At 70.6% G+C, this 24449-nt stretch carries 22 protein-coding genes; 16 read left to right on the top strand and 6 right to left on the bottom strand.

Annotated elements, in window-relative coordinates:
• Positions 1-239: 239 nt before the first annotated feature.
• From OG385_RS08965 to OG385_RS08945, 5 genes are all read left to right on the top strand, one after another.
• Positions 240-1871 (top strand): ABC transporter substrate-binding protein, encoded by a 1632-nt coding sequence (locus tag OG385_RS08965; protein ID WP_266853454.1) that lies wholly within the window; start codon positions 240-242, stop codon positions 1869-1871.
• 79 nt (positions 1872-1950) lie between these two features.
• Positions 1951-2874, top strand: a complete 924-nt coding sequence (locus OG385_RS08960) for an ABC transporter permease (protein ID WP_266853452.1) — start codon at positions 1951-1953, stop codon at positions 2872-2874.
• The gene (locus OG385_RS08955; protein ID WP_266853450.1) at positions 2867-3841 is read left to right on the top strand and encodes an ABC transporter permease; all 975 of its coding nucleotides are present in this window, start codon (positions 2867-2869) and stop codon (positions 3839-3841) included. The genes OG385_RS08960 and OG385_RS08955 overlap by 8 nt, the downstream gene beginning before the upstream one ends.
• Positions 3842-3853: 12 nt before the next feature.
• Positions 3854-4831, top strand: coding sequence for an ABC transporter ATP-binding protein (locus OG385_RS08950; protein WP_266853449.1), 978 nt, complete (start codon positions 3854-3856; stop codon positions 4829-4831).
• Positions 4821-6143 carry an ABC transporter ATP-binding protein gene (locus OG385_RS08945; protein WP_266853447.1) on the top strand — a complete coding sequence of 441 codons (1323 nt, stop codon included), beginning with the start codon at positions 4821-4823 and terminating at the stop codon, positions 6141-6143. Before OG385_RS08950 ends, OG385_RS08945 begins: the two co-directional genes overlap by 11 nt.
• A 30-nt stretch (positions 6144-6173) precedes the next feature.
• Here OG385_RS08945 and OG385_RS08940 read toward each other — a convergent pair whose 3' ends face one another.
• Complete coding sequence (locus OG385_RS08940) at positions 6174-7334, bottom strand: ABC transporter ATP-binding protein (RefSeq protein ID WP_266860733.1); 1161 nt, start codon at positions 7332-7334, stop codon at positions 6174-6176.
• 430 nt (positions 7335-7764) lie between these two features.
• Positions 7765-9924, bottom strand: a complete 2160-nt coding sequence (locus OG385_RS08935) for a S9 family peptidase (protein WP_266853445.1) — start codon at positions 9922-9924, stop codon at positions 7765-7767.
• Between the two features lie 234 nt (positions 9925-10158).
• On the opposite strand from OG385_RS08935, the gene OG385_RS08930 reads away from it, so the two are divergent.
• From OG385_RS08930 to OG385_RS08895, 8 genes are all read left to right on the top strand, one after another.
• The gene (locus OG385_RS08930; RefSeq protein WP_164263029.1) at positions 10159-10353 is read left to right on the top strand and encodes a hypothetical protein; all 195 of its coding nucleotides are present in this window, start codon (positions 10159-10161) and stop codon (positions 10351-10353) included.
• 95 nt (positions 10354-10448) lie between these two features.
• Entirely contained in the window at positions 10449-11390 is a 942-nt protein-coding gene (gene mshB / locus OG385_RS08925; RefSeq protein WP_266853441.1) for an N-acetyl-1-D-myo-inositol-2-amino-2-deoxy-alpha-D-glucopyranoside deacetylase, read from the top strand.
• 2 nt (positions 11391-11392) lie between these two features.
• Positions 11393-11794 (top strand): DUF6113 family protein, encoded by a 402-nt coding sequence (locus OG385_RS08920; RefSeq protein ID WP_266860731.1) that lies wholly within the window; start codon positions 11393-11395, stop codon positions 11792-11794.
• Positions 11795-11958: 164 nt separating this feature from the next.
• A complete protein-coding gene (locus tag OG385_RS08915; RefSeq protein WP_266853439.1) occupies positions 11959-14001 on the top strand; it encodes a hypothetical protein in 2043 nt (680 codons plus the stop codon).
• A 172-nt stretch (positions 14002-14173) separates the two neighbouring features.
• The gene (locus tag OG385_RS08910; protein WP_266853437.1) at positions 14174-15097 is read left to right on the top strand and encodes an ABC transporter ATP-binding protein; all 924 of its coding nucleotides are present in this window, start codon (positions 14174-14176) and stop codon (positions 15095-15097) included.
• Positions 15094-15834: an ABC transporter permease gene (locus OG385_RS08905; RefSeq protein WP_266853435.1), complete on the top strand. Its 741-nt coding sequence runs from the start codon at positions 15094-15096 to the stop codon at positions 15832-15834. The genes OG385_RS08910 and OG385_RS08905 overlap by 4 nt, the downstream gene beginning before the upstream one ends.
• A complete protein-coding gene (locus OG385_RS08900) occupies positions 15831-16994 on the top strand; it encodes a sensor histidine kinase (protein WP_266853433.1) in 1164 nt (387 codons plus the stop codon). Before OG385_RS08905 ends, OG385_RS08900 begins: the two co-directional genes overlap by 4 nt.
• Positions 16982-17596, top strand: coding sequence for a response regulator transcription factor (locus OG385_RS08895; protein WP_266860729.1), 615 nt, complete (start codon positions 16982-16984; stop codon positions 17594-17596). The genes OG385_RS08900 and OG385_RS08895 overlap by 13 nt, the downstream gene beginning before the upstream one ends.
• A 66-nt stretch (positions 17597-17662) precedes the next feature.
• Here the strand turns inward: OG385_RS08895 and OG385_RS08890 are convergent, their stop codons facing one another.
• Positions 17663-19063 carry a glycosyltransferase family 39 protein gene (locus tag OG385_RS08890; protein WP_266860728.1) on the bottom strand — a complete coding sequence of 467 codons (1401 nt, stop codon included), beginning with the start codon at positions 19061-19063 and terminating at the stop codon, positions 17663-17665.
• 341 nt (positions 19064-19404) lie between these two features.
• Entirely contained in the window at positions 19405-19929 is a 525-nt protein-coding gene (locus tag OG385_RS08885; RefSeq protein ID WP_266853432.1) for a DUF2000 domain-containing protein, read from the bottom strand.
• A gap of 49 nt (positions 19930-19978) precedes the next feature.
• Here OG385_RS08885 and OG385_RS08880 point away from each other — a divergent pair, with 49 nt between their 5' ends.
• Complete coding sequence (locus OG385_RS08880; RefSeq protein WP_266853430.1) at positions 19979-20815, top strand: AraC family transcriptional regulator; 837 nt, start codon at positions 19979-19981, stop codon at positions 20813-20815.
• On the opposite strand, the gene OG385_RS08875 is transcribed toward OG385_RS08880, so the two are convergent.
• Both OG385_RS08875 and OG385_RS08870 read right to left on the bottom strand, forming a co-directional pair.
• The gene (locus OG385_RS08875) at positions 20808-21650 is read right to left on the bottom strand and encodes a transglutaminase-like domain-containing protein (RefSeq protein WP_266853428.1); all 843 of its coding nucleotides are present in this window, start codon (positions 21648-21650) and stop codon (positions 20808-20810) included. The genes OG385_RS08880 and OG385_RS08875 overlap by 8 nt on opposite strands.
• 17 nt (positions 21651-21667) lie before the next feature.
• Positions 21668-22756: a GNAT family N-acetyltransferase gene (locus OG385_RS08870; protein WP_266853426.1), complete on the bottom strand. Its 1089-nt coding sequence runs from the start codon at positions 22754-22756 to the stop codon at positions 21668-21670.
• Between the two features lie 113 nt (positions 22757-22869).
• On the opposite strand from OG385_RS08870, the gene fdxA reads away from it, so the two are divergent.
• Both fdxA and dapC read left to right on the top strand, forming a co-directional pair.
• Positions 22870-23190 (top strand): ferredoxin, encoded by a 321-nt coding sequence (gene fdxA, locus OG385_RS08865; protein ID WP_164267011.1) that lies wholly within the window; start codon positions 22870-22872, stop codon positions 23188-23190.
• A gap of 86 nt (positions 23191-23276) precedes the next feature.
• Positions 23277-24389, top strand: a complete 1113-nt coding sequence (dapC, locus tag OG385_RS08860; protein WP_266853423.1) for a succinyldiaminopimelate transaminase — start codon at positions 23277-23279, stop codon at positions 24387-24389.
• Positions 24390-24449: the final 60 nt, after the last annotated feature.

The following is a 24449-nucleotide window of genomic DNA, read 5'->3' as shown; positions in this document are numbered from 1 at the left end:
TTGACCCGGCCTTGGGAAAGAAAAGGTGCCCTCAAGGTGGACAGGTGATTTCTGAAAACCGCAAATCGTGTGATCACGGACAGCTGCGTCCGGTCAAAGGTGTGTCCATTTCGTTATGCGGGGCATCCGGGCGTTTCTGGTGACGGATGGACACAGACGGCCGCAGAGAAGGTGCATTGATGGTGCTATCCAGTGATATTGGGCCCTAAGTGGGATTTAGGACCTAGAGGAGGCACTCCATGCGCGGAGCCACACACGCCAAGTGGGCCGCATGCGCGGTCGCCGTCGCCCTCGCGGCGACGGCCTGCGGCGGCGGCGGAAGCAGTGGCGGAAGTGGCGGGGCGAACGGGGTCCTCAGCTCCTCCTGGGGTGATCCGCAGAACCCGCTGGAGCCGGCGAACACCAACGAGGTCCAGGGCGGCAAGGTCCTCGACATGATCTTCCGGGGCCTCAAGAAGTACGACCCGAAGACCGGCAAGGCCGAGAACATGCTGGCCTCCAGCGTCACGACCAGCGACTCGGTCAACTTCAAGATCACGATCAAGAAGGGCTGGACGTTCAGCAACGGCGAGAAGATCACCGCCAAGTCCTTCGTCGACGCCTGGAACTACGGCGCGGATCTGAAGCACAACCAGAAGGACGCCTACTTCTTCGCCTACATCGACGGTTACGACAAGGTCCACCCGGACTCCGGCAGCGCCAAGGCCTCCACGCTCTCCGGGCTGAAGGTGGTCAACGACAACACCTTCACGGTGAAGCTGAACCAGAAGTTCTCCACCTTCCCGGACACCCTCGGGTACCCGGCCTTCGCCCCGCTGCCCACCGCGTTCTACAAGAACCACTCCGCCTGGCTGTCCAAGCCGATCGGCAACGGCCCGTACACCGTGAAGTCGTACACCAAGGGCTCGCAGATGAGCCTGCGCAAGTGGGACAAGTACCCGGGCCCCGACAAGGCCCAGAACGGCGGCGTCGACCTCAAGGTCTACACGGACAACAACACCGCCTACACCGACCTGACCGCGGGCAACCTCGACCTGGTCGACGACGTCCCCGCCGCGCAGCTCAAGAACGTCAAGGCCGACCTGAACGGGCGCTACATCAACACCCCCGCGGGCATCATCCAGACACTCGCGTTCCCCTTCTACCGCCCCGAGTGGAACACCGCGGGCGCCAAGAAGGTGCGGATCGGGCTGTCGATGGCGATCAACCGCCCGCAGATCACCAAGACGATCTTCCAGAACACCAGGACCCCGGCCACCGACTGGACGTCCCCGGTCCTCGGCGCCGCCGGCGGTTACAAGGCGGGCCTGTGCGGTGCCTCCTGCACGTACAACCCCACCCAGGCGAAGAAGCTGGTCAAGGAGGGCGGCGGCATCCCCGGCGGCCAGCTGAAGATCTCGTACAACGCGGACACCGGCTCGCACAAGGAGTGGATCGACGCCATCTGCAACAACATCAACAACACCCTCGGCAACGACAAGGCGTGTGTCGGCAACCCCATCGGTACCTTCGCCGACTTCCGCAACCAGATCACGGCGAAGAAGATGACGGGCCCCTTCCGGGCCGGCTGGCAGATGGACTACCCGCTGATCCAGAACTTCCTGCAACCGCTGTACTACACCAACGCCTCGTCCAACGACGGCCACTGGACCAACAAGTCGTTCGACAGCCTCGTCAACCAGGCCAACGCGGAGACCGACAAGGCGACAGCCGTCAAGAAGTTCCAGGACGCCGAAGGTGTGGTCCGGGACAACATGGCGGCCATCCCGCTCTGGTACCAGAACGGCAGCGCCGGCTACTCCGACCGCGTCTCGAACGTCGCGCTGAACCCGTTCAGCGTGCCGGTCTACAACGAGATCAAGGTCCACTGACGCCTGAGGAGGCACGGCCCGGCGCGCCGAGCGCGCCGGGCCGCACACCTTCCCGGAACGACGACCCCCGGAGCCCCTCATGGGACGTTATGTGATCAGGCGTCTGCTGCAGATGATCCCGGTCTTCATCGGCGCGACGCTGCTGATCTTCCTGATGGTGAACGTGATGGGCGACCCCGTCGCGGGACTCTGCGGCGACCGCGCCTGCGACCCGGCGACCGCCGCCCAGCTGCGCAGCGAGTTCGGCCTCGACAAGCCCGTGTGGCAGCAGTACCTGACCTACATGGGCAACGTCTTCACCGGCGACTTCGGCACCGCGTTCAACGGTGAGAAGGTCACCGACCTGATGGGCAGCGCCTTCCCGGTCACCATCCGGCTCACCATCGTCGCCATCATCTTCGAGGTGATCATCGGCATCGCCTTCGGTGTGATCACGGGGCTCAAGCGCGGACATCCGGTCGACTCGTCCGTCCTGCTGCTCACCCTGGTCGTCATCTCGGTGCCGACCTTCGTCACCGGCCTGCTGGCCCAGCTGCTGTTCGGGGTGCAGTGGGGGCTCATCAAACCCGCGGTCTCACCGGCGGCCCCGTTCAACGAGCTGATCCTCCCCGGTCTGGTGCTCGCGTCCGTGTCACTCGCGTACGTCACCCGGCTGACCAGGACCTCGATCGCGGAGAACCGACGCGCCGACTACGTCAGAACGGCCACCGCAAAAGGGCTCCGCAAGCGCCGCATCATCGTCCGGCACCTGCTGCGCAACTCGCTGATCCCCGTCGTGACCTTCATCGGGACCGACATCGGGGCCCTGATGGGCGGTGCCATCGTCACCGAGCGCATCTTCAACATCCACGGCGTCGGCTACCAGCTCTACCAGGGCATCGTCCGCCAGAACAGCCAGACCGTCGTCGGCTTCGTCACCGTCCTCGTCATCGTCTTCCTGGTGGCGAACCTCATCGTCGACCTCCTCTACGCCGTTCTCGACCCGAGGATCCGGTATGCCTGAGCCGCAGAATTCCGACGAAGCGATCTCCGCCGCGGGGGCCGGCGGCGCCACCGACCTCGCCATGGGCGAGGGCGTCACGCTGGAGAACCCGCAGGACGGGGGCGGACCCGGCCCCGACGAACCGGCCCGCAGTCTCTGGTCCGACGCCTGGCGCGACCTGCGCCGCAACCCCATCTTCATCATCTCGGGGCTGATCATCATCTTCCTCGTGGTGATCTCGATCTGGCCCCAGCTCATCGCCACCCAGAACCCGCTCGCCTGCAACCTGGACAAGGCCCAGGAGGGCCCCCAGCCCGGTCACCCCTTCGGCTTCACCGGACAGGGCTGCGACGTCTACACCCGTACGGTCTACGGCGCCCGGCAGTCCGTGACGGTCGGTGTCTGCGCGACGGTCGGGGTGGCCCTCATCGGCAGTGTCCTGGGCGGCCTCGCCGGCTTCTTCGGCGGCGCGGGCGACGCGGTCCTCTCCCGGGTCACCGACATCTTCTTCGGCATCCCGGTGGTGCTCGGCGGTCTGGTGCTGCTGTCCGTGGTCACCAGCAGCACCGTCTGGCCGGTGATCGGCTTCATGGTGCTCCTCGGCTGGCCGCAGATCGCGCGGATCGCGCGCGGCTCCGTCATCACCGCCAAACAGAACGACTACGTCCAGGCCGCGCGGGCGCTCGGCGCCTCCAACTCCCGGATGCTGCTGCGCCACATCGCGCCGAACGCGGTCGCCCCGGTGATCGTCGTGGCGACCATCGCACTCGGTACGTACATCTCGCTGGAGGCGACCCTGTCCTTCCTCGGCGTCGGCCTGAAGCCCCCCACCGTCTCCTGGGGCATCGACATCTCCGCGGCCTCCCCGTACATCCGCAACGCCCCGCACATGCTGCTCTGGCCGGCCGGCGCGCTGGCGATCACGGTGCTCGCCTTCATCATGCTCGGCGACGCGGTGCGCGACGCCCTCGACCCCAAGCTGCGCTGAGGAGTCCGGACCATGCTGCTCGAAGTACGCGATCTGCACGTGGAGTTCCACACCCGCGACGGGGTCGCGAAGGCGGTGAACGGTGTCGACTACACGGTGGACTCCGGCGAGACGCTCGCCGTCCTCGGTGAATCGGGCTCCGGCAAGTCGGTGACCGCCCAGGCCATCATGGGCATCCTCGATGTGCCACCGGGCAGGATCGCCGGCGGCGAGATCCTCTTCCAGGGGCAGGACCTGCTGAAGCTCAAGGAGGAGGAGCGGCGCAAGATCCGCGGCGCCAGGATGGCGATGATCTTCCAGGACGCCCTCTCCTCGCTCAACCCGGTGCTCAGCGTGGGCGAGCAGCTCGGTGAGATGTTCACCGTCCACCGGGGCATGTCCCGCAAGGAGGCCAAGGCCAAGGCCGTCGAGCTGATGGACACGGTAAGGATCCCGGCGGCCAAGGAACGGGTCGGCCAGTACCCGCACCAGTTCTCCGGCGGGATGCGCCAGCGCATCATGATCGCCATGGCGCTGGCCCTGGAGCCCGACCTGATCATCGCCGACGAGCCGACCACCGCCCTGGATGTGACCGTCCAGGCCCAGGTGATGGACCTGCTCGCCGAACTCCAGCGGGAGTTCAACATGGGGCTGATCCTGATCACCCATGACCTGGGCGTGGTGGCGGACGTCGCGGACAAGATCGCGGTGATGTACGCGGGCCGGATCGTCGAGACATCGCCGGTCCACCAGATCTACAAGGCCCCGGCGCACCCGTACACCAAGGGCCTCCTCGAATCGATCCCGCGCCTCGACCAGAAGGGCCAGGAGCTCTACGCGATCAAGGGCCTGCCCCCGAACCTGCTGCACATCCCGCCCGGGTGCGCCTTCAACCCCCGCTGCCCGCTGGCCCAGGAGGTGTGCCGCACCGACGTACCGCCGCTGTACGAAGTGTCCCCGGAGCGCCGGAGCGCCTGCCACTTCTGGAAGGAGACGCTCAATGCACGCTGACCACTCGCGGCGTAACGCGGCACGTGACGCGGCGCGTGAGGAGGCCGAGGCGGAACGCGACCTGATGGAGAAGTCGCACGCGGAGATGGCCTTCCACGACAAGGAGCCCATCCTCGAAGTCCGCGACCTGGTCAAGCACTACCCGCTCACTCAGGGAATCCTGTTCAAGAAGCAGGTCGGCGCGGTCAAGGCCGTCGACGGGGTGTCGTTCGCGCTCACCCAGGGCGAGACACTCGGCATCGTGGGCGAGTCCGGCTGCGGCAAGTCGACCGTGGCCAGGATGCTGGTCAACCTGGAGGCCTCGACGCACGGTTCGATCCGTTACAAGGGCGAGGACATCACCAAGATGTCCGGGCGCGCCCTCAAGGCCGTACGCCGGAACATCCAGATGGTCTTCCAGGACCCCTACACCTCGCTCAACCCCCGGATGACGGTCGGCGACATCATCGGGGAGCCGTACGAGATCCACCCCGAGGTCGCGCCCAAGGGCGACCGGCGCCGGAAGGTCCAGGACCTGCTGGACGTCGTCGGGCTCAACCCGGAGTACATCAACCGCTATCCGCACCAGTTCTCCGGCGGCCAGCGCCAGCGCATCGGCATCGCGCGCGGCCTCGCCCTCAACCCCGAGATCATCGTGGCCGACGAGCCGGTATCCGCGCTCGACGTGTCCGTGCAGGCACAGGTCATCAACCTGCTGGGGCGGCTCCAGAAGGAGTTCGACCTGGCGTACGTGTTCATCGCGCACGACCTGTCGATCGTCCGGCACATCTCCAGCCGGGTCGGCGTGATGTATCTGGGCCGGATCGTCGAGGTCGGCTCGGACGCGGAGATCTACGAGCACCCCACCCATCCGTACACACAGGCGCTGCTCTCGGCGGTGCCGGTGCCCGACCCGGAGGCGCGGGACCGGCGCGAGCGGATCATCCTGGCCGGCGATGTGCCGTCGCCCGCCAACCCGCCGTCCGGCTGCCGCTTCCGTACCCGCTGCTGGAAGGCGCAGGAGCGGTGTGCGCAGGAGGTGCCGGCGCTCGCGGTGCCCGCGCTGTTCCGGACCGTGCAGGGACCGGTGCACCACGACTCGGCCTGCCACTTCGCCGAAGAGATCCAGGTCGTGCCGGACACCACGGGCGGCGGACCGGACGAGGGCGGCCCGGCAGGGCCGACGGGCGGTGCCCCGGGGCCTTCCGGTGGCGGCACGCCGGGCCCGTCCGGTGGCACGCCGGGGCCCACCGGCGCGACGCCCGCAGCACCGGCCACGGGCGCTACGCCGACAGGGCAGGCCGGGCCCCCGTCCGGGGCGACGCCCGCCTAGAGGCCCGACCTTACGAGGGGTCCTGGGCTCTTACGCGGGGTCCTGGGCCTCCACCCCGGGTGCGCCCGGACCGGTCTGGTCCCCCAGATCCTCCAGGTCCCGCAGCGCCGGGTCGAGGATGATCTCCGCCTCGCGCTCGGTCGTCGGGTCCTCCGGGAAGTGGCAGGCCGTCAGGTGCCCGTCCCGGCTGCCGTCGATCCGTACCAGCGGGGGTTCTTCGGCCGCGCACTTGTCCTGCGCCTTCCAGCAGCGGGTACGGAAGCGGCAGCCCGAAGGCGGCGAGATCGGGGACGGTACATCGCCCGCGAGCCGGATGCGCTGATGGGCCGCGCGCTCCTCGTCGCTGACGAGCGCGGCCTCCGGGACCGCCGAGAGCAGGGCGTGCGTGTACGGGTGGCGCGGCTGCTGGTAGATGGAGTCCCGGTCGCCCACCTCGACGATCTTGCCGAGGTACATCACGGCGACCCGGTCCGAGAAGTGCCGGACGATCGCCAGGTCGTGGGCGATGAAGAGGAACGCGATGTCCAGTTCGCGCTGGAGTTCCTGGAGGAGGTTGACGACCTGGGCCTGGATGGAGACGTCGAGTGCGGAGACCGGTTCGTCGGCGACGATGAGCTTCGGTTCGAGCGCGAGGGCGCGGGCTACGCCGATGCGCTGGCGCTGGCCGCCGGAGAACTCGTGCGGGAAGCGGTTGTAGTGCTCCGGGTTGAGGCCGACGATCTCCAGGAGCTCACGGATCCGGTGTTCCCGGCCGCCCTTGGGGTGGATGCCGTTGATCTCCATCGGCCCGCCGATGATCTTGCCGACGGTCTGACGGGGGTTGAGCGACGAGTAGGGGTCCTGGAAGATCATCTGGATCTCGGGGCGGATCGGCGCGAGCTGTCTGCGGCCCGCGCGGGTGATGTCCTGGCCCCGGTAGACCAGCCGGCCCGCGGTCGGTTCGAGCAGCCGGGTCAACACCCGTCCGGTGGTGGACTTTCCGCACCCCGACTCGCCCACCAGGCCGAAGCTCTCGCCGGCGTGCAACGAGAGGTCGATACCGTCGACGGCCTGGACGGCGCCGATCCTGCGCTTGAAGGGAAAGCCGCCCATGATGGGGAAGTGCTTGGTCAGCCCCTCGGCGGAGAGCAGAACCTCACCCTGGCGGGGCGCCTTGTCGCGGGGAGCGGGAATGGTGGCCTCGTGCGCCATGTCGTATCGCTTCCTAGGTGTGGTGCCCTGGCCCCGGCCGGTGGGTCCGGCCGTGGCTTGATCCATCAACTCCCTTGCCAGCGGTGCGATATGGGCTCTTCGTTGCTCCGCCCCCGCTGTCCGGAATCATCGCAGCTGAGCGGAGCGTGGCCCGGCCCGACGACGCGAGTCAAGGGCCTGGCGGCGTCCGGGGCGCAGTCCCCGCGCTTCTTGGGTGAAGGTTTTGCAGACTGACGCGCGGACGTGCTTGACGTGTTGTCCGGTCGGGCGACAAAGGCCGACAAAGCGCGATCGAATTCCTTAACAAGGCGGCAACTCGCCTGTCGTGAGACCGATATGCGGAACCATCAGACTGAAGAGCGTACGGCGTGCGGGTGCCGTGGACCGGCCGGGGCGAGGTGTCGCCCCGGCCGGTCGTGCAACCGGTCGGTCACCGGTCCTGTCGCGGTGCCAGGCCCAGGGACCGCCTGATGAAGTCGACCTGGAGCAGCAGCAGATTCTCCGCCACCTGTTCCTGCGGCGTCATATGCGTGACACCGGAGAGCGGCAGCACCTCGTGCGGACGGCCCGCGGCGAGCAGCGCCGACGAGAGCCGCAGGGTGTGGGCCGCGACCACGTTGTCGTCCGCCAGTCCGTGGATCACCATCAGCGGCCGGGCGGGGTTCTCCGGGGCCGAGAGGCCGTCGTCGGTGACGAGCGCGCTCGCCGCGTACACCCCGGGCTGCTCGGCCGGGTCGCCGAGATAGCGCTCGGTGTAGTGCGTGTCGTACAGCCGCCAGTCGGTGACCGGGGCGCCGGCGACACCCGCGTGGAACACATCGGGGCGGCGCAGCACCGCGAGCGCGGCGAGATAGCCGCCGTACGACCAGCCGCGGATGGCCACCCGGTCCAGGTCCAGCGGGAAGCCCTGGCCGGCCAGGCCGTGCAGGGCGTCGATCTGGTCGTCGAGCGTGAGCGTGAAGTCGTCCCTGATCGCCTTCTCCCACGCGGGGGAGCGGCCCGGGGTGCCCCGGCCGTCCGCGACGACCACCGCGAATCCCTGGTCCGCGAACCACTGTGACGTGAGGTGCGCGTTGTGCGCCGCGACCACCCGCTGGCCGTGCGGGCCACCGTACGGGTCGAGGAGCACCGGGAGCGCGCCGTCGGATTCCCGGTGGCCGCTGGGGAGCAGGACGGCGCACGGAATTTTCCGTGCGCCCCCCTCGGCGAACTTCACGCGGGGGGTGAGGCCCGGCGTCTCCGCGTAGGAGGCGATCGTCGCCACCTCCTTGCCGTCCCGCAGCACCCGGACGTCCGTGCCCGGCCGCTCCGTACGGGCCGACAGGAGCACCGTGACACCGCCCGAGCGCACCGCCGAGTGCACGCCGGGCCCCGCCGAAAGACGCTCGACCCCCAGCTCGTTGACCCGGTAGACGTGGATTTCGCCGGTCTCGGGGGCGGCCGCAGCCTCGCCCGCCGACGCGGAAACCAGCACGTCGTCAACCGAGATGTCCAGCACCGCCCGTACGTGCAACTCCGGTCCGGTGAGCAGCCGGTCGCCGACCGCGAGCACCCGGGCACCGCCCTCGTCGGCGATCCGGACCAGACCGCCCGCGGGCGACCTGGCGGGCACCCCGGGGAAGAGGTCGAGCCACACCGGGTCCTCGTCGACATGGAGGGTCCTGGTGGTGCCGGACTCCGTGTCGACCCCCAGATAGCGCTGGCTGCGCTGGTCACGGGCCTGGACCAGCAGCAGCGGGGCGCCGTCGGACGACCAGTGCACGGCCGCCAGATACGGGTGGCGGGCGCGGTCCCAGACCACCTCGGTGCGTGTCCCGTCGAGGGCGTAGAGGAAGAGCCGCACCTCGGCGTTGGGGGTGCCGGCCGCCGGATATCCGACCTGCGCCGGTTCCCGTTCCGGATGCGCCGGATCGGCGATCCACCAGCGCTGTACGGCGCTGTCGTCGGCCCGCGCCACCAGCAGGCTCCGCGAGTCGGGCGCCCACCAGAAGCCGCGTGAGCGCTGCATCTCCTCGGCCGCGACGAACTCGGCGAGCCCGTACGTGATGTGCGCGTCCTCCGGCTCGGCGAGCGCCCTGTCGTCCGTACCGGCCGAGTCGTCAGCCCCCACGACGCGCAGCGCGCCGCCGGTCACATAGGCGATGAGGCTGCCGTCCGGGGACGGCCTGGGGTCGATGACCGGCCCCGGCACCGGGATCTCCCGGGTGCTCGGGCCGGGGCCGGTCCGCAGCCCGGCCGTGAACAGGCGTCCGGACAGGGCGAATACGGCCAGTTCGGCCGCGCCGTCGACCGCGTACCCGACGATGCCCGCCGAGCCCTCCCTGCTCCGTTCACGGCGGGCCCGCTCCCCGGCCGAGAGCTGCTCGGCCGCACCGCCGAGCAGCGCCTCCGGGTCGGCGGCGACGCGCTCCTGTGCGCCCTGTGCGAGGTCGAGCACCCAGAGCCGGTTCGCGCGGTCCGTTCCGGTGGGGGAGCGCAGGTAGACGACCCGGTTGCCGTCGGGCGACACCGTGAAGGCGCGCGGGGCACCGAGCGTGAAGCGCTGGGTCCTGGCGAACCGGCGCGGAAAGGAGTGTTCGTTCGATGTCATGCGCCTGAACCTAGTGCGGGACCGGCGGGACCGGAGGAGGTGCTGCGGAGTGCCCCCGACGGCGGGCATGTGCCGACCGGTTCTGCCGGGGGCGTACGTCCATGCGCCCCTCGTGCTGCCGTGCATCGATCATGCACGCCGCCGGATAGTTATGATCCGTAGCGCTAGGTGGGTATGACGCTACCGGCAGTTGTGGCATGCCCCTGGACCGTACGCAAGTGGAGGTGAACCGTCATGGCGCTCTCGATCTCGGCGGTGGTGCTGCTGACGATCATCGTCGTGCTCATGGTCAGGAAGTCGGGGCTCAAAGCGGGGCACGCGGTGGTCTGTGCGCTCCTGGGCTTCTATCTGGCCAGCTCGTCCGTGGCGCCCACCATTCACTCGCTCACGACCAATGTGGCTGGAATGATCGGCGGTATCAAGTTCTGAGACACCAGAGACACCAGAGACACCAGAGACACCAGAGACACCGGAGGCAGCGGGTGGGCGGCTCCGGGAGCGGGCGCGGCTCGTAGGCTGTTCCCATGACGGACCTTCCCGGCCGGCCGACGGACCTCCCCGGCCGGCGCCTGCTCCTGGTGCACGCGCACCCCGACGACGAGTCGATCAACAACGGCGTCACCATGGCCGCGTATGCGGCCCAGGGTGCCCACGTCGCCCTGGTGACCTGCACTCTCGGCGAGGAGGGCGAGGTCATCCCGCCCGGACTCGCGCATCTGGCGTCCGACCGCGAGGACGGTCTGGGCGCCCATCGCATCGGCGAACTGGCCGCCGCGATGCGGGAGCTGGGCGTCACGGACCACCGCTTCCTCGGCGGTCCCGGCCGCTTCCGGGACTCGGGGATGATGGGCGTCGCGCAGAACCACCGCGAGGGCGCCTTCTGGAACACGGCGGTGGACGACGCGGCGGTGTATCTCGTCGAGGTGATCCGCTCCGTACGGCCGCAGGTCCTGGTGACGTACGACACCAACGGCGGCTACGGCCACCCCGACCACATCCAGGCGCACCGTGTCGCGATGCGCGCCGCCGAACTCGCCGCCGAGAAGGCCTTCCGGGCGGACCTCGGCGAGCCGCACACGATCGCGAAAATCTACTGGAACCGGGTCCCGCGGTCAGTGGCCGAGGAGGGCTTCGCCCGGCTGCGGGCGGCCGGTGCCGGGTTCCCGGGGGTCGCGGACATCGGAGATGTGCCGGGGGTCGTGGACGACGCGGTCATCACGGCGGAGATCGACGGCACCGCGTACGCCGCCGCCAAGTCGGCCGCGATGCGCGCGCACGCCAGCCAGATCGCGGTGGACGGCCCGTTCTTCGCGCTCTCCAACGACCTGGGCCAGCCGCTCTTCACGCGCGAGTACTACGAACTGGTGCGGGGCACGCCGGGAGCGCCGGCCGGCGAGCGTGAGACGGACCTCTTCGCGGGCATCCCGGCGGACAGCACGACGAGCACTGCAGGAGCGGACGAATGAGTATGAACCAGGGCTATACGGGCATGGCGGCACCGCCGAACCCCCGCCGTATCGCTGCCTACTTCGGGCTGGCCGTCCTCGGCGCGCTCACCGGCCTCGCGGGCGCGCTCGTACAGGCCGGCTGGTTCCCCGGCGGCCTGGTGCTCGCCCTGCTGGGCGCGGCGGCCGTCTTCTACGGCGGCCGGGTGGCGACCGGCACGGCGATCGGGGCAGGTGCCGCCGCCGTCGGCTGGCTGGTCGCCGTCATACTGCTGACCGCCACCCGCCCCGAGGGCGACTTCGTCTTCGGCGCGGGAACGGGCTCGTACGTCTTCCTGCTGGGCGGGATGGCGGCCGCTGTGATCTGTGCCACCGTGCGCAAGGTGCCGCGGCCGGAGCCGGATTCCGCCCGACCTGGCAAGTGATGTGCCGCTTCGCCCGGTGAACCGGGCGCGGCTGCGGGGCTGTCGGAACCTCGCATTCCACTGGGTGGGGGGTGCGATCGCGCCGTGGCCAGTATGGTGGTGCGCGCCGCCGAACCTCCCGCACAAGTAAGAACGGGCGGCGGAGCCAACCGGGAGAACCTGCCTTGAGTCGTGAAACTGACAGTTCGTCCACCGGTCCCCAGGGGCGTGGCGGGGCCGCGTACCCCTCGGGCACGCCGCCGTACGGAACCCGCCAGTCTCCGGAGGAGGCCGCAGCGCCGGCCCCCGAGCCGCAGCCGGACGAGCCCAGGACCGAGACCACGCTGACGACGCGTATCCGGATCAACATCCCTGGCTCGCGGCCGATTCCGCCGGTCGTCATGCGGACACCGATGGGCGAGAGCGAGCCCATCAACGGTGGCGCCGGTGGCGCCGGCGGCGCCGACCAGGAGCGCACCGCGGCGATGCAGCTGCCGCCCGAGCCCGGTCCTGAGCCGGAGGCCGATGAGCCGCCGGCCGAGCGGCCGACCAGCGACTGGTTCGCGCCGCGCAAGCCCGCCGCGCCTTCTGCGCCTTCCGCGTCTTCCGCCCCGGCCGGGGCCAACGGAGCGGTCGGAGCGCCGCGTTCCGCCGCATCCTCGGGGCTGTCGGGCCTGCCGGGGGCGTCGGGGCCGTCCGCCCCGAGCGGACCCGGAGCGCAGGACGGCGGCGCTCCACGCTCCGACCTGCCCTACTTCTCCGAGCCGCCGCAGCGGAACACCGGCGGACCCGGTGCGCCCGGCACATCAGGTCTCTCCGGTCCTCCCGGGGCCCTCGGCTCGCTCGGGCCGCTCGGTGCCGCCGGGCTCGCCGGCCCCTCCGGGCCGACCACCGGACCCGTCACCGGCACCAGCCCGCTGACGCCGCCGCTCGGCGACGCCCCGTCCCCTCTGGGGGGCGCCGGGACGCCGCTGTCGGACGACACCGCCGTACTGACACCGCAGCAGCCCGCGCCGGAGTTCGGCACCGGCCCCGGCGGCCAGAGCGGCCCGCCGGCCGGCGGCAACGTCTCGGGCTCCACGCTCAGCAGCGGGGTCCCGGTGGCCCCGTCCGATCGCCGTGCGCCGTTCCCGCCCGGTCCCGGCGGCGGTCCGGGTCCCGGTACGGACGGTCCCGACGGGCCGCGGCTCTCCGGCGGCCCCTCTCCGTACAGCCCGTCCGAGCACCCCGGCGTGGTCCCCACCCCGGCGCCGGCCCCGGTCCGCCCGGCCGCACCGGCCAGGAAGGGCCGCTCGAAGCTGGGCCTCATCGGCGTCGGTATCGTCGTGCTCGCCGGTGTGGCGTACGGCGCAGGACTGCTGATGAACCACTCCGACGTGCCCAAGGGCACCACCGTGCTCGGCGTCGACATCGGCGGCGGCACCCGGGACGAGGCCGTCAACAAGCTCGACAGCACGCTCGGCACCCGGGTCAACTCCCCGATCCAGCTGAGCGTCGACGGCCGCAGGACCGAGCTCAGGCCGGCCACGGCGGGGCTCACCCTGGACACCCAGGCGACCGTCCGCGGTGCCGCGGGCAGCGACTACAACCCCGTCTCGGTGATCGGTTCGCTCTTCGGCGACCGGCGCCAGGTCGAGCCCGTCCTGCCCACCGACAACGAGAAGCTCGGCGTCGCGCTCACCGATCTGGCGGGTGTCTCCGGCTCCGCGTCCGACGGCACGATCAAGTTCGAGCCCGGCAAGGCCGTCGCCGTACCGGGCAAGGCGGGCAAGACGCTGGACGTCAACAAGTCGATGGTCGCCGTCCGGGACGCGTTCCGCGCGCAGGTCCAGACCGGGAAGCCGCACACCGTGCAACTCCCCGTCGCCGCCAGGCAGCCGACGATCACCCAGACCGAGATCGACCGGGCCATGAAGGACTTCGCGCAGCCCGCGATGTCCGGTCTGATCACGATCAAGGCGGGTGGCAAGCAGATCCAGTTCGGGCCGGAGAAGTCGCTCCCCAAGATCCTCTCCATGAAGCCCGTCAACGGCCGGCTCGAACAGGTCTACAACCGGACCGCCATCACCCAGCTCCTGGAAGGCGTCTTCGACGGCGTGATGATCACCAAGGGCGACGGGCAGAAGCACCCGGTCTCGGCGACGGACGTGGCGCAGGCCATGCAGACCGCGCTGCTCGGCAAGACGCCGGCGGAGCGCGTCGCCACGATCAACCTCAACCCGAGCTGACCGCAGCCGCGTCCGACCAGGACTGCCCGGCCCCCGCCGACCACCTGACGCCGACCGGCGGCGTCACCACATCGGCGGGGGCCGTGTCATGGGCCCCGCTATGACATCTGTCATCGACGATTCACGACAGGCGGCTCTGCCGCCGCACAGCCCGGTGAGCGACGCTGTTCTCATGACGAAGACGACAGCACCGCCCACCACCGTGGTGAGCTTCGAGAACGTGAACAAGAGCTACGGCGAGGTACACGCCGTAGCCGGTCTCACCCTTGACCTGCACCCCGGCGAGACCGTCGCACTCCTCGGCCCCAACGGGGCGGGCAAGTCATCGACGCTCGACCTGCTGCTCGGACTGCGCAATGCCGACTCGGGCACCGTCCGGGTCTTCGGCACCACCCCCGAGCAGGCCATCAGGGACGGCCGGGTCGGCGCGATGCTGCAGAGCGGTGGCCTGATGGAGGACGTCAAGGTCCGCGAGCTGGTCCAGCTGGCCTGCGACCTGCACAGCCACCCGCGCCCGGTCGCCGACGTACTGGACCGCGCGGGCATCACACAGATCGCCGACCGCATGGTCAACAAGCTCTCCGGCGGCCAGGAGCAGCGCGTCCGCTTCGCGCTGGCGACGGCCGGGGACAACGACCTGATCGTCCTCGACGAGCCGACCACCGGGATGGACGTCTCCGCGCGCCACGCCTTCTGGGCCACCATGCGTGAACAGGCCGACCAGGGCCGTACGGTCCTCTTCGCCACGCACTACCTGGAGGAGGCGGACGCCATCGCCGACCGCGTCCTGGTCCTCCACAAGGGCCGGCTGCTCGCCGACGGGACCGCGTCCGAGATCAAGGCCAAGGCCGGTGCCCGGCGGATCGCCTTCGACCTGGAGGGCGCCATCGACGAGGGCGTGCTGCGCGGTCTCCCGTTCCTGACGGCCTTCGACGTCTCGGGCCGCACCGTCCGTATCCAGTCGTCCGACGCCGACGCCACCGTCCACGCGCTGTACGGACTCGGGCTCTTCCCCCGCAACCTCGAAGTCTCAGGGCTCGGCCTGGAGCAGGCCTTCGTCGCCATCACCGAGGCCGAGGAGGCCAAAGCAGTATGAGCACCCTGGTCAAGCTCGAAATCACCCGGACCCTGCGGAACAAGAAGTTCATGTTCTTCTCGATCCTCTACCCGTCGATGCTCTATCTGATCATCGCGAGCGGCGCGTCCTCGTCGGACAAGGTGGGCGGCACCAACCTCACGCTGCAGAACTTCTACGTGGTCGCGATGGCCTCCTTCGGCGCGCTCACCGCAGTCCTGATGGGCAACAGCGAGCGCATCGCCAAGGAGCGCGAGAAGGGCTGGGTGCGCCAGCTGCGCCTCACCTCGCTGCCGGGCCGCGGCTATGTCCTCGCGAAGATCGGCAGTGCGGCGGTGGTCACCCTGCCCTGCATCGTCGTGGTCTTCATCGTCGCGGCGCTCGCCAAGGACGTACGGTTCGACGCCTGGCAGTGGCTGGCCCTGACCGGAGTCATCTGGGCCGGCAGCCTGGTCTTCGCCGCGCTGGGGGTCGCCATCGGGTACGTCGCGAGCGGTGACGCGGTCCGCCCGATCACGATGATCATCTACTTCGGCCTGTCGATCCTCGGCGGCCTGTGGCTGCCCACGACGTCCTTCCCGCAGTGGCTGCAGAACATCGCGGAGTGGCTGCCCACCCATGCGTACGCCGGCCTCGGCCAGGCCATCGAGGTGGGCAACGCCCCGCACATCAAGGACGTCGCCATCCTGTTCGTGTACTTCGTGATCTTCGCAGGCGGCGCCGCCTGGCTGTACCGGAAGGACACACTGAAGGCGTGAACGAGGAAAGAGCGGTCGGTATCGGAAAAGTACCCGAGAACCGCCGGGAGGCCGCCAGGAAGATGGTCTGGATCGGCATCTGGCTGATCTTCCTGAGCACCCCGCTGAACGCGCTGCTCGACGGCCGCTACTCGGCTGCCGAGCAGGCGCTCGGCTGGACCGGGCTGACCGTCTTCGTCGGCCTGTATCTCGTCATGGTCTTCCGCAACACCAGCCGCTCGCTCCCGACGAGGACGATCCACCTCACCCTGGCCGTCCTCGGCGCCCTCGCCATCGGCCTCAACCTCACCCTCGGCTCCCCCTGGCTCGTGCTCTTCGTGTACGTGGCGGTCAACTGCGGTGCGGTCCTGCCCCTGCGCAGGGCGACCTGGGGGATCCTCGGGACCACGGCGCTGATGTGCCTCCTCTCGCTCCGCGACGACCATCCGCTGGAGCTCGCGGGACCACTGCTCATCCCGGCGCTGCTCGGCGGGTTCGCGATGACCGGGGTGCGGCAGCTGATCCGTACGACGGTCGAGCTGAAGCAGGCCCGCGCCACGGTCGCCCAGCTCGCCGCCAACGAGGAGCGGCTGCGGATGGCCCGCGACCTCCATGACCTCCTCGGCCACTCCCTGTCGCTGATCACCCTCAAGTCCGAGCTGGCCGGCCGGATGCTCCCCGACCGGCCGGGGCAGGCTGCCGCCCAGGTCGCGGACATCGAGCAGGTCAGCAGACAGGCGCTGGCGGACGTACGGGAAGCGGTCACCGGCTACCGCCGCCCCACCCTGCCCGGTGAACTGGCGGGCGCCCGCACCGCGCTGGCGGCCGCGGGCATCGCGGCCGATGTGCCCACCGATGTGCCGGAGGACTGCCGGACCGGCGACCTGGACGAGGACCAGGAGGCCGCCCTGGCCTGGGCGCTGCGCGAGGGCATCACCAACGTCGTCCGGCACAGCGCGGCCCGCCACTGCACGGTGGCGCTCAGCTCCCGGCAGACCCTGGACGGCCGCCGCCTCGAACTCATGGTGCGTGACGACGGCAGGCACGCCGTGGCCGGACCGCGCGGGAACGGGCTCACCGGCCTGGCCGAGCGCCTCGCCCAGGCCGGCGGCACGCTCGATACGCAGGCCGGTCCCGGCTTCACCCTCACCGCCCGCGTCCCCATAGGATCCGGGGCATGATCAGGCTCTTGCTCGCCGAGGACCAGGCCATGGTCCGGGAGGCCCTTGCCGCGCTGCTCGGCCTGGAGCCGGATTTCGAGGTCGTGGCCCAGGTGGCCCGCGGCGACGAGGTCCTGGCCGCGGCCAGGACCCACTCCGTGGACGTCGCGCTGCTCGACATCGAGATGCCGGGCATGACCGGCATCGACGCCGCGGCCCAGCTCCACCGTGAACTGCCCGCGCTCAAGGTCGTCGTCCTGACCACCTTCGGCCGCCCCGGCTATCTGCGCCGGGCCATGGAGTCGGGCGCCCACGCCTTCCTGGTCAAGGACGCACCGGCGGCCCAACTGGCCACCGCGGTACGGAAGGTGCTCGACGGCGAGCGGGTCATCGACCCCACCCTGGCGGCCGCGGCCCTCTCGGACGGCGCGAACCCGCTGACGGACCGCGAGCGCGACGTGCTGCGGGCGGCTGCGGACGGCTCGACCAACGCGGAACTGGCGGCGGCGCTGCACCTGTCGCAGGGGACCGTCCGCAACTACCTCTCGACGGCGATCCAGAAACTGACGGCCCGCAACCGGGCCGAGGCGGTGCGGATCGCCCGTGAGAAGGGCTGGCTCTGAGGGGCTCTCCCGCCGTCGTGGCGAGGTGCGCTGCCGCGCGCCCGGGCGGCGCCCCGGAGCCGCGGCTCAGTGAGCCGTCGCCCGCCGCTCGTACACCGTGACCCGGCGGCCATGGACCTGCTGGTCGGCAACGGCCCTGAAGTACTTCTTCAGCACGGCGGTCTTCGTCCTGTCCCGTTCGCCGGCCACCGGTTTCGCCACCTCCGGTGTGTCCGTCACCAGCAGGATCCACTGCTGGGCCAGCATCGCCGCACGTATGCGGCCGGGGTCGGCCTCCAGGCCCTTCAGGGTCCCGGACTTCTCCGGGCTCTGCACCAGAGCTATGTCCCGCAGCCCCGAAAAGGCGCTCGGGGAAACGGACTTGGTGTCCCGGCGCGCCGACGGGACGAAGAGCACTGCGTTCCCGTTCTGCTTCAGCCGCCGTACGTCCGAGGCCACAGCCATGACGTCGTCCACCCGGCTCGACGGGGACCGCTTGGCCAGCGACTGCGGCAGTAACGCCACCGTCGCCACGGCGATCACCGCGGGCAGGACCCATATCGACGCTCTCGGGTGCCGGGGTCTCACCGCCCGTATCGCCGAGCCGATCCCCGCACCGATGAGCAGCGCGAGCCCCAGCAGACTGAAGAGGATGTACCGGTCCAGGAACAGCGGCTGGATCAGCGAGAGACCGATGAGGCCGAGCTGCGGCACCGCCAGCAGCGGCAGCCCGACGGCTGTCACCGACAGCCGGCTCGCCCGGGGGCGGTCGAACAGTACGCAGACTCCGCCGATCACCAGCAGCACGGCGGGGCCGATCATCATGTGCCAGGTCAGCGGCGGTATCCAGGACACCTGCGCGGCCTGGCCCCGGCTGAAGAGGATCAACGGCAGCACACAGACCGTGGCGGCCACGGAGCCGGCCGCCCAGCGTTTCCACACCGCGCGGCCGGCCCGGCTCCAGGCCAGAGTCGCCAGATGGGCCGGGAGGATCATGAGCGAGAGCCAGTTCAGGAGCCCGCCCAGCAGGACGGTGCCGCCGTAGGCCGCCCAGTACGCCGTCCGGCCCCGCCCCTGCAACAGGGTCACCAGCAGTGCCGTGGAGATCCCGGCCCCGGCCGCGACCAGTGCGTACGGCCGACCCTCCTGGAGATAGAACTGCACGGCCGGAAGCAGCCCGAAGGCCATCCCGCCCGCCAGGCCGGCCCACATACCGGCCAGCCGGCGGCCGACAACCGCCACACAGGCCGCCGCCACCCCGGTGGCCAGTACCGAGGGCAGCCGCAGCGTGGTGGTGCTGGGTCCGAAGCACTCGAACAGCCAGTGCATCAGCAGGTAGTAGCACCCGTGCACGACGTCGACGTTCCCCAGCATGTGCCATATCTCAGCCGTGGAGCGCTGGGCCACCTGCCAGGTCGCGGCCTCGTCCCGCCACACACTGCCCTGTCGCGACAGCCCCCACAGCCCCAGACAGAAGGTCCACAGCATCGGTATCGACCAGACGAGAACGCGGCGGCGGTCCGGGCCGGCCGGAGCGGCGGCGGACGTCGGTCCGGCCTCCGGGAAGCAGGGCGACGGACGCGATATGTGGGCAAGGGACATGAAGGAGGCTTCCGGAGCGGCTGCGGCACAGGACGGAGGGTCGGAGCCGCGAGGGCGCCTCACCGACACGCATCGTAAGCAACCGCGATATCCGCCTGTGCGGCGCCTGTGAGGACAAGCCCCGGGCCCTGCCCGGCAGTACAGTCCGGCCCTGCCCGGCAGTACGGCCCTGCCCTGCCCGGCGCTACGGCCCTGCCCTGCCCGGCGCTACGGACCGGAGAAGCGGCTCACGGGTGCATCCGGGCCCCCTTCAGCACCTTGTCCACCGCGTTGCGCGGGCCGTACACCGCGAGCCCCACCAGATCGAGCTGGTCACGCCCGACCGCCCGGACCGCCGCCCGATTGTCCCGGTCATTGCCCGTACGGAACAGATCGCGGGTGAAGACGGCCCGGGGGAGTGCGCGGGACAGGACTCGGGAGTGCGCGGTGGTCAGCGTCGCGCCAGTGCCCTCGAAGACCAGCACGGGCTGCCGGAACATCGGCAGATAGGCGGTGTCGTCGGCGTCGGCGTACGGTTCGCCGACCACCTCGGGCACCGTCAGGCCCAGGCCGCTGACCAGGAACGCGGTGACATTCAGCCGCTGCCAGGTCTCCAGGTCCTCGTGCAGCAGTACAGCGATCTTGGTGTCGAAGCGGACCGGTGCGCCGTCGCGGGCGCTGCCCGTGAGGCTGTCGGCGGCGGGGCCGGGCACGGCGAGGTCGGGAGTGGTGTGGCCGGGGACGGCGCGGTCGGGGGCGGTCTCGGTTCTCATGCTCCGAGACTGCCGACCGGTCCCGCGCGCCGTCTTGTACGTTCTTTGCATGGTGTCCGGGCCGGAGGTCTCCGCATGGCGCCCGCCCGTGGCGGGTGTCGTGGAGGTCTTCCATGCGCACTTCACCGAGCACGCCTACCCGATGCATGTCCATGACGCCTGGACCCTGCTGATCGTCGACGACGGGGCGGTGCGGTACGACCTCGACCGCCATGAGCACGGCACCCCGCACGACACCGTCTCGCTGCTGCCTCCGCACGTGCCCCACAACGGTTCGCCCGCCACCCCGCGGGGCTTCCGCAAACGGGTGCTCTATCTGGACATGACACAGCTGGGCGCCGGGTACATCGGCGCCGCCGTCGACCGGCCCGACCTCGTCGACCCGGTGCTGCGCAGCCGCGTCGGCCGGCTGCACACGTCCCTGGCCTCCCGGGGCGACGAGCTGGAGGCGGAGAGCCGGCTGGCCCTGATCAGCGAGCGGCTGCGCGGACACCTGGCGCCCGGCGCCGCGGCCCGCAGCCGGGAGGACGACGGCAGGTCCGTCGCGGACCGGCTGCGGGAGCTGCTCGACGCACGGCTGGTCCAGGGGGTGACGCTTCAGGAGGCAGCCGCGGAGGTGCATGCCCACCCCGCCCATCTGGTACGGGCGTTCAGCGCCGCCTTCGGTATCACCCCGCACCAGTACCTGACATCCCGCCGGGTCGACCGGGCCCGGGGGCTGCTGCTCGAAGGACAGCAGCCCGGTGAGGTGGCCGTGGCCACCGGGTTCTACGACCAGTCCCATCTGACCCGGCACTTCAAGCGCGTCGTGGGCATCGCGCCGGGCCGCTACGCCCGTAACGGACCGGCCCCATCCGGACGAAAGGCCCGGGCCACCGTCAGTTGAGCATCGCGCGGGCCGACCTCGCCTGTCCGCGGACCGCCTCGGCCGTTCCCGGGTCGATCGCGGCGACCACCTCCGCGTACTCCTCCATCTCCACCGCACCGCGCACGAATTCGCCTCGCTCGACCAGCAGCTGGGCGTGCTCGAAGCGCAGCCGCGCCGGGTGGGCGGGCAGCAGCAGGGAGAGTTCGATCGCCCAGAGCTGGACGTCCGTGCGCTCCGGACGGGCCGCCGCCCAGGCGCGGATGTTGTTCAGGACCCGCAGGATGATCTCCAGTGGACCCGCCGGGGCGAGCATGGACGGGTCGAAGGGCGCCCCCGTCGCTCCGGCGACCAGGGCCCCCGCGTCCTCGCCGCTGAGCAGCCGGCCGCCGCCGAAGGGATCGGCGAGCACCTGCTCGTCCGGCGGGCCCGACGGATCGCCGAAGCCGACCACGAAGTGGCCCGGCAGCGCCACGCCGTACACCGGGGCCCCGGCCCGCCGCGCGACCTCGGTCCACACCACCGAGAGCAGGATCGGCAGCCCGCGCCTGCGCCGCAGCACCTCGTGCAGCAGTGAGGACTCCAGCCGCTGGTAGTCGGCGGCGCCGCCTCTGAAGTCGTGCTGTACGCCGAGGAGTTCACCGAGCGCGGTGGCCCAGGCGCGGGCACCGGTCACCCCGTACGGCACCATCCCGGCCAGCCGGTCCAGTTCGATCTGGGCCGTGTCGATGCCGACCTGGCCGAGTGAGGGATCGGCCTCCGTGCCCACCAGCAGGCAGAGCAGGGCGAGATCGGGCCGCTCGGCGCGGGCCTCCTCGGCGAACTGCTGGCGCCAGTCGGTGGATTGCTCGTCCATATCGGTCTCGTACCCGCCTATGCCGTGGGGATGTGCTGCCGGTAGTGGTGATAGCTGTGGTGGGTCCGGAAGCCCATACCGTCGTAGAGGGCGCGGGCCCCGGCGTTGTCCTCCTCGACCTGGAGCCAGGCCGCCGACGCGCCCTCGTCGAGCGCCCGGCAGGCCAGTGCGGTCATGACGGCGCTCGCCAGCCCCTGGCGGCGGGCCGCCGGGTCCACCTCCACCGCCATGAACCCCGCCCACCGCCCGTCGACCACACAGCGGCCGATGGCCGCGGGCACATCGCCGGGACCGGCGACCGAGGCGAACCAGGTCGAAGGGCCGCTGCCGAGCACCTTCGCGACGGCCGGATCCGCGGTCCCGGAATCCGCAGTCCTGAAGCGCTGGTAGCGGGCGAGCCAGGACGTGTCGAAGGTCCGGGAGAGCGCGACCCGGGAGACCGCATCGTCCAGCGGGCGGACCGGATCGCCGATGGGGGCCAGTGCGCCGGTCCGGACGAGCGCGCTCACCTCACGGGTCCAGCCGCGCTGTTCGAGGGCGGCGGCGAGCAGTTCCTGGGTGCCCTCGTGCCCGGTGGAGACCTGGACGTACGCGGGCAGGCCGCGCTCCGCGTACCAGGCGGTCACCCGCTCCAGCGCCTCGTCCAGCGGCCGGCCCGGATCGCCGAGCGGCAGTACGGAGTTGGCGCGGCGGGTGAATCCCTCCCGTCGCCCGACCTCCGCCCCCCGACGACGCGCTTCGCTCGGCACCTCCTCGACTGCGGCCCGCAGCTGCCAGTCGCCGAGCTGCTCGCTCTCCACCGGCTGCCAGGCGCGGGCCGCCGCCCGCGCCAGTTCGGGGAAGGTCGCCGACGGGCCCCGCCGGCGCGCGGGCGCGGGGGGCACCGTCTTCCCCGCCACGAGCGCCGATTCCGGGATGCGGACCGACACGCCCGACCGTTGTGTGATGGACAGCACACCGTCGTCCCATGATGTGAGAACACCCACCGTGTCGGTGAACTTCGCACCTGGTGCGGCCTCGTTGGCCAGCTGCCTGACTGATACCCGTTTGCCCACGTCAACAGGTGTAATTCGGACCTTGAGCCGTCCGCCGGTAGTGAATTCCACAGCTCTCTCCGCCCCTCCTGTTCGGATCGCGCCCAGGAACGGAGATACTAGGTGCGGGCATCGACGACGCCGCGCTCCCGCGCAGAGCAGCCCTACCGAGGAGGAACGACAGCGTGACTTACGTCATCGCGCAGCCTTGTGTCGACGTCAAGGACAAGGCGTGCATCGAGGAGTGCCCCGTCGACTGCATCTACGAGGGCTCCCGGTCCTTGTACATCCACCCGGACGAATGCGTCGACTGTGGTGCCTGTGAGCCGGTCTGTCCGGTGGAAGCGATCTTCTACGAGGACGACACCCCGGAGGAGTGGAAGGACTACTACAAGGCGAACGTCGAATACTTCGACGAGCTCGGCTCGCCCGGTGGCGCCTCCAAGCTCGGCCTGATCGAGCGCGACCACCCCTTCATCGCGGCGCTGCCTCCGCAGAACGGCTGACCCCGTAGCGAACCGGTCCCGTACGGCACTCTCGCCGTACGGGACCGCGGCATTCGCTGTCCGCCCGTACGAGAAAGTGAAAGCCCGTGTCCGCACTCTCATCGCGCCTCCCCGCCTTCCCCTGGGACAAGCTGGAGCCGTACAAGGCGACGGCCGCCGCCCACCCGGACGGCATCGTGGACCTCTCCGTCGGCACACCGGTCGACCCGGTCCCCCTGATCGTGCGCGAGGCGCTCGTCGCGGCGGCCGACTCGCCGGGGTATCCCACGGTGTGGGGGACCCGCGAGCTGCGGGACGCGATCAGCGGCTGGTGCGAGCGCAGGCTCGGCGCGAGCGAGGTCGCGCACACCAACGTGCTGCCCGTCGTCGGCTCCAAGGAGCTGGTGGCCTGGCTGCCCACGCAGCTCGGCCTGGGCGCCGGTGACCGGGTGGCGTACCCGCGGCTCGCCTACCCGACGTACGAGGTGGGCGCGCGGCTCTGCGGCGCGGAGCCGGTCGTGTACGACGACCCGACGGAGCTGGACCCCGAGGGGCTCAGGCTGCTCTGGCTCAACTCGCCGTCGAACCCGACCGGTCAGGTACTCGGCCGGGACGAGCTGGTCCGGATCGTGGCCTGGGCGCGTGAGCACGGCATCCTGATCGCGAGCGACGAGTGCTACTTCGAGCTGGGCTGGGAGGCCGAACCGGTCTCCGTGCTCCACCCCGATGTCTGCGGCGGTACGTACGAGGGTCTGGTCGCCGTCCACTCGCTCTCCAAGCGCTCCAACCTGGCCGGCTACCGTGCCGCGTTCATCGCGGGCGACTCCGCCGTACTCGGCGAGCTGCTCCAGATCCGCAAGCACGGCGGGATGATGACGGCCGCGCCCGTACAGGCCGCGGTGGTGGCCGCGCTCGGCGACGACGCCCATGTGACGGAGCAGCGGGAGCGGTACCTGGCCCGGCGCACCGCGCTGCGGACCGCGCTGGAGGCGCACGGCTTCCGGATCGAGCACAGCGAGGCCAGCCTCTACCTGTGGGCGACCCGCGACGAGGAGTGCTGGGACACCGTCGCCCACCTCGCGGAGCTGGGCATCCTGGTGGCGCCCGGTGACTTCTACGGCGTGGCGGGCGAGCGCTTCGTCCGCGTCGCACTGACGGCCACGGACGAGCGGGTGGCCGCCGCGGTGAAGCGGCTGGGCGAGAAGCAGTCCACCGACTGAGCAGCCCGCCGGCTGCGAGAGCGCGGTCCGTACGCGGAAGGGGCCCCGGGGAGTGAGCTG

This window comes from Streptomyces sp. NBC_01306 (genome assembly GCF_026340465.1).
GTDB lineage: Bacteria > Actinomycetota > Actinomycetes > Streptomycetales > Streptomycetaceae > Streptomyces.
This window is presented reverse-complemented; position numbering and strand designations above follow the sequence as displayed.